Annotated in this window: 17 protein-coding genes; 6 read left to right on the top strand and 11 right to left on the bottom strand. The window is 41.6% G+C overall.

The window, feature by feature from the left end:
• Positions 1-8: 8 nt before the first annotated feature.
• The 3 genes from P2W71_RS02275 to nirB all read right to left on the bottom strand — a co-directional run bounded on the left by P2W71_RS02275 (position 9) and on the right by nirB (position 4,896).
• On the bottom strand, positions 9-1,853 hold the full coding sequence (locus P2W71_RS02275) for an ATP-binding protein (RefSeq protein ID WP_276366480.1): 1,845 nt from the start codon (positions 1,851-1,853) through the stop codon (positions 9-11).
• 104 nt (positions 1,854-1,957) lie between these two features.
• Positions 1,958-2,326 carry a nitrite reductase small subunit NirD gene (gene nirD, locus P2W71_RS02270; RefSeq protein ID WP_276369014.1) on the bottom strand — a complete coding sequence of 123 codons (369 nt, stop codon included), beginning with the start codon at positions 2,324-2,326 and terminating at the stop codon, positions 1,958-1,960.
• A gap of 74 nt (positions 2,327-2,400) precedes the next feature.
• The gene (nirB, locus tag P2W71_RS02265; RefSeq protein WP_276366478.1) at positions 2,401-4,896 is read right to left on the bottom strand and encodes a nitrite reductase large subunit NirB; all 2,496 of its coding nucleotides are present in this window, start codon (positions 4,894-4,896) and stop codon (positions 2,401-2,403) included.
• A gap of 111 nt (positions 4,897-5,007) precedes the next feature.
• Between nirB and cobA the strand changes: the two genes are divergently transcribed.
• Together cobA and P2W71_RS02255 are read left to right on the top strand one after the other, a co-directional pair.
• Positions 5,008-5,781 (top strand): uroporphyrinogen-III C-methyltransferase, encoded by a 774-nt coding sequence (cobA, locus tag P2W71_RS02260; RefSeq protein WP_276366475.1) that lies wholly within the window; start codon positions 5,008-5,010, stop codon positions 5,779-5,781.
• A gap of 35 nt (positions 5,782-5,816) precedes the next feature.
• Positions 5,817-6,422 carry a DUF4202 domain-containing protein gene (locus tag P2W71_RS02255; protein ID WP_276366473.1) on the top strand — a complete coding sequence of 202 codons (606 nt, stop codon included), beginning with the start codon at positions 5,817-5,819 and terminating at the stop codon, positions 6,420-6,422.
• Here P2W71_RS02255 and P2W71_RS02250 read toward each other — a convergent pair.
• Together P2W71_RS02250 and P2W71_RS02245 are read right to left on the bottom strand one after the other, a co-directional pair.
• Positions 6,403-6,891, bottom strand: a complete 489-nt coding sequence (locus P2W71_RS02250) for a low molecular weight protein-tyrosine-phosphatase (protein WP_276366470.1) — start codon at positions 6,889-6,891, stop codon at positions 6,403-6,405. The two genes, P2W71_RS02255 and P2W71_RS02250, sit on opposite strands and share 20 nt — an antisense overlap.
• A 250-nt stretch (positions 6,892-7,141) precedes the next feature.
• Positions 7,142-8,185 (bottom strand): DUF6588 family protein, encoded by a 1,044-nt coding sequence (locus P2W71_RS02245; RefSeq protein WP_276366467.1) that lies wholly within the window; start codon positions 8,183-8,185, stop codon positions 7,142-7,144.
• 355 nt (positions 8,186-8,540) lie between these two features.
• Between P2W71_RS02245 and P2W71_RS02240 the strand changes: the two genes are divergently transcribed.
• Together P2W71_RS02240 and rsgA are read left to right on the top strand one after the other, a co-directional pair.
• Complete coding sequence (locus P2W71_RS02240) at positions 8,541-9,776, top strand: glycosyltransferase N-terminal domain-containing protein (RefSeq protein ID WP_276366464.1); 1,236 nt, start codon at positions 8,541-8,543, stop codon at positions 9,774-9,776.
• Positions 9,776-10,690, top strand: coding sequence for a ribosome small subunit-dependent GTPase A (gene rsgA, locus P2W71_RS02235; RefSeq protein WP_276366462.1), 915 nt, complete (start codon positions 9,776-9,778; stop codon positions 10,688-10,690). Before P2W71_RS02240 ends, rsgA begins: the two co-directional genes overlap by 1 nt.
• Before the next feature lie 21 nt (positions 10,691-10,711).
• Here rsgA and P2W71_RS02230 read toward each other — a convergent pair whose 3' ends face one another.
• The 5 genes from P2W71_RS02230 to P2W71_RS02210 form a co-directional block, all read right to left on the bottom strand.
• Positions 10,712-11,557: a glycosyltransferase gene (locus P2W71_RS02230; RefSeq protein WP_276369011.1), complete on the bottom strand. Its 846-nt coding sequence runs from the start codon at positions 11,555-11,557 to the stop codon at positions 10,712-10,714.
• Between the two features lie 17 nt (positions 11,558-11,574).
• Entirely contained in the window at positions 11,575-12,351 is a 777-nt protein-coding gene (locus P2W71_RS02225; protein ID WP_276366458.1) for a hypothetical protein, read from the bottom strand.
• A 99-nt stretch (positions 12,352-12,450) separates the two neighbouring features.
• On the bottom strand, positions 12,451-12,852 hold the full coding sequence (locus tag P2W71_RS02220; RefSeq protein WP_276366455.1) for an FdtA/QdtA family cupin domain-containing protein: 402 nt from the start codon (positions 12,850-12,852) through the stop codon (positions 12,451-12,453).
• Positions 12,853-12,858: 6 nt separating this feature from the next.
• On the bottom strand, positions 12,859-13,338 hold the full coding sequence (locus P2W71_RS02215; RefSeq protein ID WP_276366452.1) for an Mpo1-like protein: 480 nt from the start codon (positions 13,336-13,338) through the stop codon (positions 12,859-12,861).
• 31 nt (positions 13,339-13,369) lie between these two features.
• The gene (locus P2W71_RS02210; protein WP_276366449.1) at positions 13,370-13,876 is read right to left on the bottom strand and encodes a DUF4442 domain-containing protein; all 507 of its coding nucleotides are present in this window, start codon (positions 13,874-13,876) and stop codon (positions 13,370-13,372) included.
• A gap of 84 nt (positions 13,877-13,960) precedes the next feature.
• On the opposite strand from P2W71_RS02210, the gene P2W71_RS02205 reads away from it, so the two are divergent.
• Positions 13,961-15,088, top strand: coding sequence for a saccharopine dehydrogenase C-terminal domain-containing protein (locus P2W71_RS02205; RefSeq protein WP_276366446.1), 1,128 nt, complete (start codon positions 13,961-13,963; stop codon positions 15,086-15,088).
• 129 nt (positions 15,089-15,217) lie between these two features.
• On the opposite strand, the gene P2W71_RS02200 is transcribed toward P2W71_RS02205, so the two are convergent.
• A complete protein-coding gene (locus P2W71_RS02200; protein ID WP_276366442.1) occupies positions 15,218-16,882 on the bottom strand; it encodes an amino acid permease in 1,665 nt (554 codons plus the stop codon).
• A gap of 101 nt (positions 16,883-16,983) precedes the next feature.
• Between P2W71_RS02200 and P2W71_RS02195 the strand changes: the two genes are divergently transcribed.
• Positions 16,984-17,616, top strand: a complete 633-nt coding sequence (locus P2W71_RS02195) for a 3'-5' exonuclease (RefSeq protein WP_276366439.1) — start codon at positions 16,984-16,986, stop codon at positions 17,614-17,616.
• Positions 17,617-17,673 lie beyond the last annotated feature (57 nt).

Raw genomic sequence — 17,673 nt, 5'->3', positions numbered from 1 at the left:
TATAGCATTTAATCTACCAATACTGCATTTCGCATCGGTACAGTTAACATAACCGTGGTGCCTTTTCCAGGATCCGAAATAATTTCCAGGCGCCCATTGACATATTCGGTTCGCTCATACATATTGAAAAAGCCGCGGCCAGATTCAATGTTCATGCTCCGGGCCTCGACAAGTTTTGGATCGAAACCTTTCCCTGCATCCTTTACCATGATGGTTAAATCATTTTCAGTTTGACGTAGGAAAATTTCAATCATTTCAGCTTCTGAATATTTGATGGCATTGTTAATGGCTTCCTGTATAATCCTGAAAATATTGTTTTCAATTTTCTGTGGGAGCCGGTACAATTCACCTTCGGTTTTATAAATTAATTTAATATCGATAAGTTTTCCAATTTCCTGCGTAAAAACATTCAAGGCAGCCTGTAATCCATAATCGCCGAGAACGGTAGGTTTCAGGTTAAAGGTTACTTTCCGTACTTCTTTAATGATTTGCTTGATAAGGATATCGATCTCAGAAATTTTAGTTTGTGCCTTTTCACTTTCTTTTAAGTTAATCGATTCAATTTGAAATTTTAACGATGTCAGCATTTGTCCGATGCCATCGTGAATATCCATGGCGATACGTTTGCGTTCTTCTTCCTGGCCTTCTAGAATCAACACGGAGCGGAATTTCTGTTGATTGATTTTCTTTTCGATTTCGGCCCGGCTCTTTTTATTCATATTACGCTCTGCTTGTTTGCGTATGGTCAGATCGGTACCTAATACAAGTAGTTCTTCAATTTCGTTTTGTTCATTGTAAACGGGAGTAATCGTAAGGTCGACCCAACAGTCACCCGTATGTGCATCTTTAAAATACACTTCGCCTTGCCAGTGATTTCCTTCTGACACTGTTTCGACTACTTCATCCATCCAGTCACCCGGATTCTCCATTCCTTCAAAAAGTTGTGAAAGTGGCATCCCCGTTTCCTTGATTTCTTTTTTGCAGACTTCTTCCAGGAGATCGGTAACCATTACGATATTTCCGCCCTTATCAGCTTTGGCGAAAAGCCGTGGATTTTCTACCGGTAAGTTGATGTTCGAAATTTGTTCATACGACTTTTCTAGCGACGCATATAAAGCGCCGATTTCTTTACTAAGCTGCTTGGCATTTTTTTCTGAAGTAATCAGTTGGTTGACCGTTTTATTTACCTGAACGGCAGTAGGCCGAAACACAAAGACAATTTCAAGGATAATGACCACAATAGAAATGAGCAACAAAATGTATTCAAGCTGGCTCAGGGTTGCAACCTTTTCTCTCGCCTCAGCATCGTACTGAAATACGATGTGATCCATTTTTTGAAGAAAGATGGTCTCATTATCAAGCAAGGTCTTCAAGGTTTGCTGCAAATCAGCTGTGTCGGACAGATTACCTTTTTTATATGCAATGATGTGATTGGCACTATTGTACACATTGAGGAAGTAGGGTTCAAGATCCTTGAACATGTTGAGCACAGTCTCGCTGTTATCTCCCGGCAGATTTAGTTTTGCATTTCCATTCTGCAATCCATAATGCCCTTCTTTCCATTGTTCCAATAAATTCGAAAGCGTCTGAATTTTATCCGGAAAATGACTGTGGTCTAAATCCGAATAAAGCAAGATGGACATCTTTACAATCCATTGACTTTTGTAGCGTTGCGTGCCCGCAAGATTGACCACCCTTGAATCGCTTAGTTGGTCCTTAAGATGATCCTGTATGAGGAATTGACCTACAATTGAAACTGTGGCAATGATACTTAATGCGAATATGTACCACGCGCCTAGTTTACTGAAGCGATTGAACGTGAGTTTACCCTCCGGATTAAAATCTAAAGTCATTGAAAAGGAAAGTTACATAGCCCTGCTCATCTCCGCTACAGGTCTGGAGTTTATTTTATAAATAACAGAGCTTTACACATCAAATGAGCACGGATTGGTGAAGGCTATGCCGTAAGCCCGATGTGAACATAGCCGTTTTCGATGCGGACCGGATAAACCGTTATCGCGCATTCGTCTGTGTTTAAACATTCGCCGGTCTTAAGAGAAAAAGTTCTTTTGTGAAAAGGACATGCTATTTTCGGTTCACCCTGATGCGATCCGATCATTCCTCTCGATAACACCATTTGCATTTTGTGAGGACACATGTTCTGGCATGCATACCACTCGTTCCGTCGCGTAAAATTGAACACAGCGATCTGTAAATCTTTATACCTGACACAGGCGCCGCCGTTTTCCGGAAATGCTTCTACCCGTGCAGCTTTAAACCAAATTTTCACATCAGTATCCTTGGAAATATTATTTGTAAGATCCATTTGAGGAGTTTCGTTATTTGAATTGATCATCGGTAGTTCGTAATTCATGGTTCAATCGTTTAGATTTTCTCTTCTTATTTTTTATGCCAGTCGATCGGGATTTTTTGATCTCTCATTTCAACGAATGCCAGTGTTGTATCCGGTTCATCGTCATTGATAAAGTGCTTGTATCGTTCTCTTAATTCCGGGTTCTCGACCACTTTCTTCCACTCGCAATGGTAGTTTGCAATCAGTTCTTTCATTTCCATTTCGAGTTCTTCGCCAATGCCGAGTGAATCATTCACAATGACATCGCGGAGATAGTCAAGGCCGCCTTCTAATTTATTTAACCATGTGGCTGTACGTGTTAACGGATCGGCAGTTTTGATATAGAACATCAGGAAGCGGTCGATAAGCTTCACGCATGTTTCAGTGTCAACATCATTCACCAACAGTTTAGCATGTTGCGGACGCGCACCACCATTTCCACCGACATATAGGTTCCACCCTTTTTCCGTTGCAATGATTCCAAAATCTTTTGACTGTGCTTCAGCGCATTCGCGGATGCATCCGGAGACGGCTCCTTTTAACTTGTGCGGTGCGCGCAGTCCTTTGTAACGATCTTCAATAAAGATGGCAAACGAGACGGAGTCCTGAACACCGTAACGACACCACGTAGAGCCTACACAACTTTTTATGGTTCGAAGTGCTTTGCCGTAGGCATGGCCACTCTCGAAACCTTCTGCAATAAGTTCTTCCCAAATTTCCGGAAGCTGATCAACGCGTGCGCCAAACATGTCGATGCGTTGACCTCCGGTTATTTTGGTATAAAGACCATATTTCTGTGCAATTCGTCCTATCGCCATAAGTTTACCGGGTGTAATTTCACCGCCGGCAATTCTTGGAACAACCGAGTATGTTCCGCCGCGTTGTATGTTCGCCAGATAGCGATCATTGGTATCCTGAATGGTATCTTGTTCAGCAATCAGTTCGTTCCAGATGCTGGAGAGAAGTGAAGCTACTGCTGGCTTGCAGATTTCACAGCCGTCACCCCTACCTACTGAATTTAATAGAACGTCATACGATTTGATACCTTTTACTTTTATGATGTCATAAAGTTCCTGCCTGGAGTATTCGAAATGTTCGCATAATGTTTTCTTTACTTTATGGCCTAATGACTCAAGCGTGATTTTCAGAATATCGTTTACCATCGGCGTACAGCCGCCACATCCGGTACAGGCCTTTGTTTTCTTTTTCAGATCGTCAACCGTTGTTGCGCCGTGCTCGGTAATCTGGCTTACCAGGTCGCCTTTCGTAATATTTTCGCATGAACAAATTTGTGCAGTGTCAGGGAGGCTTTTCACACCAGCTCCTTCAGGTTCATTCTTTCCAGGCGAACCAATAATGAGCGATTCCGGCTGAGCAGGCAGTGGCATTTTATTAACTACCATCTGGTGGAAGATGTTGTACTGGCTAGCATCACCGATTAAGATGCCACCTAACAGGTGCTTACCGTCTTCCGAGATATTGATGCGTTTATACACACCGTTGCGTTTGTCCTGAAAAGCAATGGGAATGCTAGGCGTTATTTCTCCAAAAGGATCACCGAAACTTGCTACGTCAACACCGATTAATTTTAGTTTGGTCGACATGTCGAAGCCGGTAAATAATTTGGATGGCTCACCGATGATTTGTCTTGCAACGATATCCGCCATCTCGTATCCGGGTGCTACCAGACCATAGACCATATTGTTGTGCACTGCTACTTCGCCAATCGCAAAAATTGATTCGTCACTCGTTCGTAAATGGTCGTCGACCATCACTCCCCCGCGAGGATTGACCTTCAGCGAATTTGCTTTCGCCAGTTCATCACGCGGACGGATGCCCGCTGAGATCACTAACATTTCAATAGCTAATGAACTGCCATCGGTAAATTCCAATCCTTCCAGTTTGCCATTGCCTGCAATCTTCTTCGTATTCTTATTAAGGTGAATAGTAATACCAAGCTGTGAAAGCTTATGTGCTAATACAGCAGAGCCAGTGTCATCAATTTGTCTCGGCATTAACCGGGGTGCAAACTCTATTACATGCGTTTCCAACCCAAGATCAAGGAGTGCTTTGGCAGCTTCAAGCCCAAGCAGGCCTCCGCCGAGTACTGCTGCTTTCTTGACTTTTTTTCCGTAGTCAATGATTTGATTTAGATCTTCAATGGTTCGGTAAACAAAAACGCCGTGACGTTCTACACCTTCAACCGTGGGCACAAATGCGCTCGAGCCAGTAGCCAGAACGAGATAATCATAGTGATCAACCTTCCCGGTATGCGTTTTAACGGTTTTGTTCTCTCTATTTACTTCAATTACCAGTTCACTTGTGAACAATTCCACATTGTTTTCCACATACCATGACACTGGGGCCATTAAAAGATCCTCGGCAGTAGACCCTGAAAAATAACTACTCAAATGAACCCTGTCGTATGCTGGCCGGGGCTCTTCTCCGTACACTATTATTTCATGCTCTTTTGATCGGCTGCGAAGTTTCTCGCAAAATTTGTATCCGACCATTCCATTTCCCACTACTATTACGCGACTCATGTGCAAACGATTTAAGTAAGTATTTGATCAAATTTTAAGTAATAATACGTAATTTACTCAGTAAATCAATCAAATTGTACGTATAATTACGTAAATTTTTAAGAAATACTTATGAAAACGATTTCACCCAAAGTTTGGATCGTAGGTGCCGGCCCTGGCGACCCGGAATTAATTTCAGTAAAGGGATTAAAGACGGTTCAAAGAGCCGATGTCATACTTTATGATGCATTGGTTTCTCCCGAGCTATTGGAATTTGCGCCGGCCTTTTGTAAAAAAGTGTATGTGGGGAAACGAAAAGGAAAAAAAGAATTTCTCCAGGAAGAGATTAATCAGCTTATTGTTTTTTATGCGACACGGTTTGGCTGCGTAGTAAGATTAAAGGGAGGCGATCCGAATGTTTTTGGAAGAGGTCACGAAGAAATGGAATATGCTAACAGGCGCGGTATTAAAGTGGAGGTAATCCCTGGTATATCCAGTGCCTTGGCAGCGCCTTCGTCTGCCGGAATACCACTTACAAAACGAGGGATCAACGAAAGCTTTTGGGTCATAACAGGTACGTTATCCTCCGGGGAAATTTCGAATGATATTGCCTTGGCAGCTCAGTCCTCGGCCACGGTAATTGTCCTCATGGGCATGAGTCACCTGCAAAAGATTGCCGAGCTATTTAAAACATTCCGCTCGCCGGAAGAGCCGGTGGCACTTATTCAGGAAGCCACCACGTCTAATCAAAAAATTGCCATTGGAACTGCTGGGAATATATGTCAAAGTGCTCATGCTGCGGGAATAACATCGCCTGCAGTTATTGTGATTGGTAAAGTTGTTGATGAAAATACCGTCACAAACGCGATGGTAGTTCTAAAGAGTAGAGTCATTGCAGAAGATTGAGTAGCTTTATCATCGAAACAGACCCAACGTTTTCTATGATACAAAGCGATCGTTTTGAAAGAGCCATCACCACTTTTGATGCATACAACCTGAATGACCCGCATCAGGAATTATTCGAAGGGAAATTAGTATCCAAAGAATTGTTGTACGCGCAACGGATGAGCCAGCGTTTGGATGATTTCTATCCGGCGGCTCCGGAGTATTTAAAGCTTGCCGCCCACTGCCAGCATATCGGTCGTTGGGAAATACCACGGGAGACCTATGCGATGGATAAAAAAGGTTATCTGCAATGGCGTAACGTATTAAAGAGCCATCATGCTAAACTTGCCGAACAAATTTTGGCAAGCTGCCGGTATGAACAAGAAACGATTGACAAAGTAAAGTCATTGTTGCTCAAAAAAGAGTTGCATAGCAATGCAGATACGCAGACCCTGGAGGACGTAATTTGTCTCGTATTTATTGAACACTACCTGGAAGAATTTGCAGAAAAACACGAGCCGCAAAAAGTTGTTGATATTCTTCAAAAGACCTTAAAAAAAATGTCGCCTCGTGCCATCGAAGAGGCGGCTAAGATTACTGTTTCAGAAAGAATAAAAATATTGTTGCTACAGGCGTTACAGGCTAGGGCTTCTGCAAAATAGTTTGCTGAAGATGGTTCAGAAAGTTTTCTGTGGATCGGTTTAAAATTTCGAACACTTCCTGGAAATTTTTTTCGCTTCCGTAATATGGGTCGGGAACTTCTTCACCTTTTCCGGTGGTGTCGAATTCGCGCATCAGCATCACTTTACTGGTATGCGCTTTGTCTTTCAACAGCCGTAAAATGTTATGATGATTGCTATGGTCCATGGCCAGGATGTAATCAAAGTGTTTGAGATCATTAGCCGTAAATTGCCTGCCACAGTGATCGATCGTTACACCGTTTTTTCGCGCATTGGCGATTGTTCTTGAGTCGGGCTGATCGCCAACGTGATAGTTGGACGTGCCACAGGAATCGACTTCAAAAAAATCTTCAAGACCTTTTTTCTTCAATTTGTCTTTAAAAATGGCTTCCGCCAGAGGGGAGCGGCAAATGTTGCCAAGGCAAACAAAAAGTACTTTTATTTTCTCCATAGTAGTCTGATCTACAATCAGTTAATGATTTTCGATCTGCAAAAATACGGCGAAATGGTTACGTAATAAAAGGTTTTTGAATTCATAGGGCGAAGCATCCTTTTTTCAAAGTTTGCCTTTTGATTGAAAAGCCTACCTCTTTTGCTCAGGAGGAGGCTTTTCTCTTTTTCAAGATTTTCAATCAAAGCTTGGGTGAGGCCAGAATACAAAGGAAAGTAGAAAATGAATTCTACCTTCCTTAAGCAAAAAATTATCGGACTGCAACCCCCAGTCCAACGCTCAGCGTATTGTATTCTTGTAACGAATAGTCGCCATTCAAATAAATGGGACCAAGTTTGAAGCGGATACCCGCAGTGACTTTAATGCTTTTGTTTTTGAAGTCTAACGACACTGGATCTTTAAAGATCACATCGTTATTGCCACTAGGATCATCTACAATGATATAGGATCCTTTAAGCGCCGAAGATGTCTTAATGGTATTAAAACCAATTCCACCATAAAAGGTGAGGATAGCAACTTTTTTAGAGATCAATGCCTGAAAAAGCCAGGCATTCATGCTATAGTCCATCAGTTGTTGACGGGGATCATTTGCGGGTTTGTTGAATTCACCTTCTACCAATGTTTCACCTTGTATGTTAGTAAATGCCACCAGCATCGACAGATCGAAAGGCAGCGTTTTAATTCCAGGAATATGTTGTTTTACATCGTGCAATACGCCGAACCCAAGAAGTTTAACACGTGTGGAGCTTGATTCCACTTCAGGCATCCAACGGATTTTCAAATCAGTATTTTTAATAATGCCTATGCCCAATTGAAAAGTGGGAGCAACCACGCCGCTCACCTTAAAATTCTTTTTAAAATCTACACCTTCCGGTCCATCGATTGTGAAAGTTTGATCCGGTATTCCATCGTTATTGAAGTCGAGTGCCGATTGGTACGTGGTAGGATCGGCGGGACCCATTACAGTAGGGGCCTTGCCGCTCACAGGGTCAATTAATACTGTGTTTTCAAGTCCAAGTGTAGAAGGAGTAAAGTAGTTCTTGGATTTTGGTATAAAGACGGCGTTGACTGAAACGCCTAAATCAAATCCCAACGTGTTATGAGCTTTCGCAGTATGGTACCATCCGCCATTAAAGCTATAAGAAAGACCTTCTACCACGGGATTTACATACGCACCTATCAATTTTGATGCATCATTTTTTCCCGACCTTAGGAATTCGATAAGTTCTGACTCGTCCTGACCATAACAAAAAGCAGGTGCTGATATGAGCAAAACTGCAACTAGTCGTTTCATCAAAAAAGAATTTATAGACTTACAAGTCATATCTTCAGCGTTTAATGGATTAAAATAAGGGCTTTTATAAATCATCCATTTCGCAAGTTGGGCTAAAATATTACAAGAGTTGCTAAAAGGGTCATGTGTTCAAAATCCCAAAGCGCCTGAAAATGACGCTATTTTGCCATCATTTGCCACCTCAAATTTTGAGGTTCCAGAAATTTGTGTTGTTGTCTAACCCTCTACCCTGACCATTGTATTGATATGAATTTGATATCAGGTTGATCCACATAAACAATTACTTAGCAAACTTCAACACTTGCCACGTTTTCGACTTAACAGGTTAGCAGAATGCTTTGTACTTTTGTACCGAATGGTTTTACTCTACAACACAGCACTTTTCTTTCTTCGACTGGGATTTCGTTTTGCCTCTATCGTCCATTCAAAAGCAAATGCTTTTGTTAAAGGAAGAAAGGCTATTATAGATAAGATTCAACTGGCATTTAAAAACAATACGGCGCCGGTAGTTTGGGTACACTGTGCATCGTTGGGAGAGTTTGAACAAGGAAGACCTGTTATTGAATTGTTGAAAAAGGAATATCCCACGTTAAAGATTTTGCTGACCTTTTTTTCACCCTCTGGTTTTGAAGTCAGGAAGAACTACAAGTACGCTGACTATATTTTTTATTTACCATGGGACACAGCCTCGAATGCCGAGAAACTTGTTGCGGCCGCTAATCCAACCGTTGCAATTTTTGTCAAGTACGAATTCTGGTATCACTATTCCAAAGCTTTAAAGTCCCGAAACACTCCATTGATTTCCATTTCATCTATTTTTCGCCCCGAACAACTTTTTTTTAAATCATATGGCGGATTCTACAGGGACATTTTAAAGAACTACGATTATTTCTTTGTGCAAAATGATGTTTCATTAAAGTTGCTAAAGTCTATTGGCATTGACCGGTGTACAATCGCTGGAGACACGCGGTTCGACAGGGTTTATGCTGTTGTACAAGAGGGTGGAGACATTCTTATTGCAGAAAAATTCAAGGGCAACCAAAAAACGATGGTAGTGGGGAGCTGCTGGTTGGAAGACCTGGAAGTATTGACACCGATGATCAATGAAGATAAGCTGAAGTTTATTATAGCGCCCCATGAAATTTCGGAAACTTTTCTTCAAACCATCGAAGGTGCTATTCAGGTAAAATCCATTCGATACTCTAAGGCCGGTGATAAAAACCTGGACGAGTACCAAGTGTTAATTATCGATAATGTTGGAATGCTTTCGCGACTTTACAAGTATGGGGAGTTTGCTTTCGTCGGGGGTGCCTTTGGCAAAGGACTTCATAACATCTTAGAGGCGGCATGCTATGGTGTACCAATATTTTTTGGCAACAAGAACTATGAAAAGTTTCAGGAAGCAATCGATCTTATCAACCGCGGTGGTGCATTTGAGGTTGCTGATTATGTGGACTTGAAAGATAAATTTGAGATGCTGAACGTGCCGTCAACATTTCTCCTGGCATGCGATGTTACACGGAGTTATGTTACGGAAAACCTGGGAGCAACTGAAAAAATTATACAGTATTGCAGAAAACTTCTGAAGTAATGGAAGGAATTGTTATGCGCTCAACGGGATCATTTTACGACGTCATGGGGATAGACGGCGTAAAGTACAATTGCAGGGTGCGTGGAAAAATTCGGTTGGAGGGAATCAAAGAAACCAATCCCGTCGCCGTTGGCGATCATGTCTTAATTGACTTGGAACAAGATATTGGCTCGATCACCGAAATAATGCCTCGCAGGAATCATATTCTGAGAAAATCGGTCAAGAAGACGGGTCATTCTCATGTACTGGCCGCCAACATAGATCAATTGTTGTTAGTTGTTACGCTTGCGCTTCCCCGAACATCGCTTGGATTTATAGACAGGTGCCTGGTGAGTGCGGAAGCTTTTCGTATCCCACAGGTTTTGGTATTTAATAAAAAAGATCTTGTGGATGATGAAGGTCTTCAATTATTAGAAGAACTCACCAAATTGTATACTGGGATTGATGTTAGCTGCTTTTCTATTTCGGCAAAATATGACGACCCCTCCGAAATTCGGGAAATTCTGAAACGAAAAACCACATTGGTTGCAGGCCATTCAGGCGTGGGTAAATCGACATTGCTAAACAAGATTTCTCCCGCCATCAATCAACCTATTGGTGATATTTCCGACTTTTCAGAAAAAGGAAAACATACAACTACGTTTGCTGAAATGTTTCCTTTGGACGAAAATACTTTTGTTATCGACACCCCAGGTGTAAAAGAATGGGGACTGGTCGATATGAATCAGCAAGAGATCTCCGACTACTTTCCGGAGATGCGTGACCTGCGTTTAATGTGTAAGTTCGGTTCCCGTTGCCTTCACATCAATGAACCCAAATGTGCCATTATTGATGCTGTTCAGAACGGAAGTATTGCATTAAGTCGTTATGAGAACTATTTGAGCATGGCCCTGGGGGAGGATAATAGGAAGTAACGATATCCGCTTGCGTTTCGCTTAGTGAAGATTTGCCCGGACGTTCCTTAACAAATGAAAGTATTTAAAGGCGAGCGAAAAATCCAGCGTGCGGATGCTTTGCCGGATTTCATAGAGAATCCGGTTGTGGAGTGCCTTATGTTCAGCGGAGGTTCTGTTTAGATTTAAAATTTTTTGGCATACCCGATACGTTGAATAATTGTGTCTGTTAAGGAGTTTAAATTGATTGTGGGATAAGGAATTTCTTAGCTTTCTTTTTTTTACCAGGACTTCTGGATCATAATGATATAAATAGATTCGCGATGACCGGATCCAAAAATCAAAATCCTCGTATGTTAACGTTTCATCATAGCCAAATAATTTTTCCATCACACTCCTGCGAAACATCATGGTCGGTGAGCAGATGAAATAACGCTCGATCAAATGTTGATAAACGTCACCCTGTGGAATTACATGATGAGGATACTTCCGGGAATGAAATGATAGATGGCGGCCGTGTTCATCTATCCATTCTGCATCACTGAATATAACGCCATAATGATCGTCAAGCTGCTGAAATGATTCTATGCCTTTCGCCAGCCGGTCGGGAAGCAATAGATCATCTGCTGCAAGATCAATGATAAAATCTCCTTTAGAGATTTTAAACGCCGTGTTGAAGGCTTTGCAAATGCCTGCATTTTTCTGGAGGTTGATGAAAGTAATTTCCGGGTGTTTAAGAATGTAATTTTGAATAACCGCGACACTGTTGTCATTGCTTCCGTCGTCCACAACAATAAGCTCGTAATTTCTATAGGTCTGATTCAACACGGACTCCATGCTTTCGGTTACATAGGCTCCATGATTGTAGCATGTGCATATGACGGACACTTTAGGCGTTGGGTGATTCAAAATTGTTTGATGTAGGTAAATTTATCGGAGTCCAAAGTTCCAAAAGATTTTTTAAAATCATATAGGCCTTTGTTCAAGACACCCTTGTCAGTAGAAATACCCAGATCCAATATCTTGTAATTGTTCATTTGGCAAAACTGATAAATTCCATTGACCAACGGTGTTACAGGGCTGTAAGTGCGATATGCCAAATCATCACCAATGTAAAAGCAATACATAATTTCTGCATTCACGCTAATGGAGACAGCGGTGGCGATGAGTCTATTTTTGTCAAACAGCCCAAACAAAAAATAGGCATCGGGAAACAATTTAAACGTGTAGGTAAGATCGGCTAACGACATGGTTACCGGATAATTTTTGTGTTGCCGGCTTTCAACAATGAGTTGATAACTTTCTTCTATAAATTCCGCAGGCAACAATCGAAAACTAAAACCCAGTGCTTCGGCTTTCCGAACTCTCCTTTTTTTATGTGTGTTGAGTGAGATCTTTTCTTTCGAAACAGGGATCGCTTGCGTGAGGTCGCAATACTTAATCGCAAAGCCAGTTGCCAGTAAACTATTTTTAACGAGCAGACTATGATGCGGCTGGTAAATTTCCGGAAAAGAACGAATGATCAAGCTGTTCACTCCCTTTGCGCGTGACCAGTCCTCAATTTCGCTAATGATTGAAAGCAAATCATTTTTCGAAGCGCGATCATCAAGCGCGAAACTTCCGAATGGCGATCGATCGAGACTCGTTAACAAATCTCCCATTCGTGAGAAATAGATTTTCACAAGTTCATTTTCGAATGAAATTACATTATCGTCAGCGTTTCTGAATACAAATTTAGGTTGGTGAAATAGAAAATTGGACACGGTATGAAACACGGATCGTTACACCATTAATTTTTTAAATTCCTGAAAATCTTTAATAGTAATATCATTTTTAAAGGTATCAGAAGCCCCAATGGTTGCTAAAGCGCCTTGATGGAATCTCAGTTTGATCCAGTGTAATCGAGGATAATATAGCACGATAGCGGGATCGTTCAATTGAAATTCGTACAAGTTTCCTCGCATGTCTTCTATGACTACATCAATTACGCCGGAGATACAAACAATGACTCGGTCGGTATTGAGATGCGCATGGTCCCCCCGGTGGGCTTCGGTTTCAATATTGTAAATCCAGTACAATTGTTTTACATCAAATGGCAAGGTTCCATCAACCTCCATGAAGGAAAGTGTACCTGATTTACTATTGACTTTCGGTAATGTTATTAAACGCGGCTTTTCAGTCATGAAAAATTAATAGGGTATACCTAATCGTTTGTAGATAAAGTGCATAAGCCAGGCTGGGCCAATCAATAAAAATTGAATGTCTTTTAAGAAAGAGGGTTTCTTTCCTTCAACCTTGTGGCCATAAAACTGGCCAATCCAGGCAACAAAAAAAATAATTAAGCTGACCACCCATAGGGGCGCAGTTATTAAGCGCGAAATCAGGTTTACGGTGAACAGACATAAAACGCCAAATAACATCATTCCAATGCTTAATGGAATTGAAAGCGAAACGTAGTAAATCAGTACAAGAATGAGCACAACGGCTGCCCAATTCGCATATGGATTGCCTTCGCCCAAAACAAATTGTACTGCATTTGAAGGAATGGATGCGACAAGTCCCACAATGCTAAAAAAAATCAATGGAACACAAATCCAGTGAATCGTTTTGTTCGTTGAGTTCTGATGACTTTCACCGTATTCTGCCAGAAGCTGATCAATTTTCCTCATAACAATACACGTTTCGTCTACTAATTTACTTTTAAGTTTTGGTTTTCACTCGTTTCCATTCCTTTATCTGCCAATGCACCTTTCCTGTCGTTAAATGATTCTTTTTTTCATCGTGAATCTTTATTTCACAGACCACCGTCACAGATTCCTGATTTTTTAATGGTTCGAAGATCGACTGTTGTAGCCATGATTGTGAGATTGAAAAATGGGCGATGGCATTCATTTTTCCCTGGTAGTGATAGTCCATTTCGAGGCGTTGCATAATAATTCTATAGTTGTCAAAACCGAGTTTTGAAATTAAAAGCAACCCGGTAGCATATTCAGAAATTGTGGCCAATGCGCAGGCATGTAAACCCCTGATGTGGTTTAAATTTTTCCGCTTATATGGCAGGAGAATTTTTATATCGTAATCGCCAATCTCAAGTAATTCAAAGCCATGAGGTTTATTGAAGGGTATCATTCTATGAAGTCCCAGGTTTAATAACCATAAGGATAGTTTAGAATGTTTGGCCCGCTCAATAAATTTAGATGAAAGCATTAAAGTCTTGTTTTGTTCATGAAGTTAAACAGAAAAAGACTTTCATTTAATACCTTGTACTCAATCTTTGAATAATCCATAAATATGAAAAGGATAGTTGTGCTGGGCGCAGGTTTAGTGGGAAAAACAATGGCCATCGACCTGTCGAAAAAGAATGATGTAACTGCTGTGGATATGAGCCGGGACGCTTTGCGTGAACTCGAAATGCACGGTATAAAAACCTCTCAAGCAAACTTCACAGACTCAAATACCATACAATCTTTGGTGAGTGATGCTGATCTTGTGGTTGGCGCTGTTCCTGGTTTCTTGGGATTTCAAACGGCAAAAACGGTTATTGAGTCGGGTAAGAATATGGTTGATATTTCTTTTTTTCCAGAAGACCCTTTTTTGCTGGATGATTTGGCAAAAGAAAAAAACGTCACTGTCATTATGGATTGTGGCGTGGCGCCGGGAATGGGAAACATCATTTTAGGTTATCATGACAAGCGGATGGCAATTCGTGAATATGAATGTCTGGTAGGTGGATTACCAGTAGTCAGAGAGTGGCCTTTCGAATATAAAGCTGTTTTTTCGCCTATCGACGTAATCGAAGAGTACACCCGGCCCGCGCGTTATGTTCAGAATGGTGGACTGATAATCAAAGAAGCCTTGTCAGATCCGGAGCTGGTACATTTTGAGCAGGTAGGAACATTAGAATCATGGAATTCTGATGGTCTTCGTTCGCTCATCAAAACAATGGATCATATTCCCAATATGATTGAAAAAACGTTGCGTTATCCTGGATGCATCGAGTATTTAAGGGTACTGCGTGACTCAGGTTTTTTCTCCTACGAAGAGATTGAAATCAAAGGTGTGAAGGTCAGACCTATCGATGTTACGGCAAACCTTCTGTTTCCGAAGTGGAAGTTGAAACCCGGAGAAGAGGAATTTACCGTTATGCGCATCCGACTCACCGGAGATGAAAATGAAAGGCCAATCATGTACGAATATAATTTGTTGGACAGAACGGATAAATCCACCAATACTTTATCCATGGCCCGAACAACAGGATTTACGTGTACCGCAGCCGTTAACCTGGTACTGAGCGGCCGGTATAAACGGAAGGGTATTTCACCCCCTGAGTATGTCGGCGCCGAGGATGGATGTTTTGAATTTGTAATGGATTATTTGAACGATCGGGGCGTGAGGTATGAGATGAAAACTAAAACATAACCGTAAAAGGAGAAAGATGTCCACCTAGATTCCGATGAAAATTTTTATCGAGCAACCAGCGCATCTGCGCACATTATGGCGAACATAACTCAAACCGAGCAGCAATAAAAACAGGTGAACTTAGACCTTTTATTTTGCGAGTTTGCTTTTCCAATACCCGTACAAGAAATAAAACACTAACCCGAATGCCATCCACCCGAAAAATACGATCCAACTGCTGGTGGGAATTTCAATCATCAGGTAGAGACAACAAATCATTCCAAGGACCGGAATGAGCGATAATTTTTTTGTAAACGAAAAGATGCTAATAGTGGCAAACATGATCACAAATAACACGAACAGTATTTGATCCTGAGTGTCATCCGCCAGGTTTGTAATTGCATCTCCAAGCCGGCTTCTAAAAGTAAAAACGAAAATAGAAAACAACAGCATTACAATCCACTGGCCGTTGATATAAGGCAGATTAAATTTTTTTTCCGGCGACTTTTCTTTCAAGGGCAACAGCAATACACCTCCACAAACGAGCACAAATGCGAACAATGTTCCAATGCTGGTTAAGTCAGTCATGATTGTACTTTCAATGAATAGCGAGGGTATCGCCACAATTATCCCTGTCACAATGGTGGAAAACCCGGGGGTATGAAATCGGGGATGAATTTTTCCAAAACGTTTTGGCATTAAACCATCGCGGCTCATGCTCATCCAAATTCGCGGCTGGCCTATTTGAAAAACCAGTAACACACTGGTGGCTGCAACGACTGCGCTAACGGAAATAAAAAAACCTACTTTGCTTAGATCAATTTTTTCAAAGACATAAGCTAACGGATCGGCTACATTATTGAATTCTGCGTAGCTCACCATACCTGTGATCACCAGGGTGACAATTACATAAATAAGCGTGCATATAATTAAAGAATAGATCATGCCGCGAGGCAAGTCGCGCTGTGGATTCGCGCACTCTTCAGCTGTGGTGGATATTGCATCGAATCCTATGTACGCGAAAAATACGGCTGAAACTCCTTTAAGCACCCCCGTAAACCCATTCGGTAAAAACGGTGTCCAATTATCTGTATCAATATAGAATACGCCAATAACAACAATGATTGCAAGTACAACCAGTTTAAGGCCTACCATAAAATTTGCGCTGCTTCGACTTTCCTTGATACCAATGTATGCCAATGCAGTAATGAACACGATAATTAGAAAAGCAGGAACGTTACAAATAAACCGGTATCCTGCGATGACGGGTGCCACTGCCCAGGTTAAGCCCGCTGTCGGAGCTCCGGCAGATTGTGCTGCAACAAACTCTTTATGTGCCGTAGTGGGGTCGATCGTCAGCCATGAAGGCATGTGAAGGCCGACGCCTTCCAATAAATTTACGAAGTAACTGCTCCAGGAAATGGCCACCACAACGTTGCCTATACCATATTCCAGGATCAGTGCCCAGCCTATAATCCACGCAACAAGTTCGCCAAAGGTTACATATGAATAAGTATATGCACTGCCGGCTACCGGAACGCGTGAAGCGAATTCTGCATAACAAAGGGCTGTAAATCCACACGTAATTGCAGTAATGATAAAAAGGAAAACTACGCCGGGGCCACCGTTATACGCTGCCTGACCAATGGTTGAGAATATTCCCGCTCCAATAACTGCAGCGATACCCATGGAGGTTAAGTCGCGGACGCCGAGGATTTTTCTGAGGCTTGTAGCGCCATGTCCATCATCGACACCTTGTTTAGCGTCTTCTAATATTGTTGAAAGAGGTTTCTTTCTGAATAGCGACTTCAACATCCAATTGAGTTTATGAGCTCAAAATAGTTATTTTTTTGAGTTAAATTAAAGGCCCGAAAGATTCACTACTTTTTAACACAGGTCCAGACCTGATTTTTTTGATGAATTTGTCAGACGAACTGCAACAGGATATGCCTCAAAGCGATGACGGCTATAAATTTTCGATTAGCTCGGAAGAATTGAATCTTCTGCCCCTAAAAACATTTGAGGGGAAAGTGAGCGTCATAACCGAAGTTGAAAAACTAGAGAAGGTTAAGGTAGAAATCGAGAAACACGAGATCGTTGGTTTTGATACTGAAACACGACCGAGCTTTAAACGTGGTCAGATTTATAAAGTAGCGCTTCTTCAGTTAGCAGTACCAAATAAGGTCTTTCTTATCCGCCTTCATCATACCGGGCTCCCTAACGAAATCATTTCCATTTTTGAAAACCGGCAAATCATCAAAGCTGGTGTTGCGATTCATGATGATATCAAATCACTTCAAAAGGTAAATAAGTTTACACCTGAGTCGTTTGTAGAACTTTCTACCTTGGCAAGATCATCGGGACTACAAGTTGAAAGTGTAAAGAAACTTGCCGGCCTTTTATTAGGCATCCGCATCTCTAAAAGTGCACAGACTTCCAACTGGGAAGCTCCGACCCTTACTGAAAAACAAATCGATTACGCAGCCACAGATGCCTGGGTATGCCTGGAGATATATTCAAAACTCCAAAAAGTCAATAAACTCAAATAGCATTTCATCTTCTTAAATTCCTTTAGCACTGCGCCCAATTCACCTTGTGCTTTTTAG

Source organism: Chryseolinea sp. H1M3-3, assembly GCF_029360725.1.
GTDB lineage: Bacteria > Bacteroidota > Bacteroidia > Cytophagales > Cyclobacteriaceae > Chryseolinea.
Note: the sequence above shows the minus strand (reverse complement) of the source record. Positions and strands in the feature narration are given on the sequence as shown.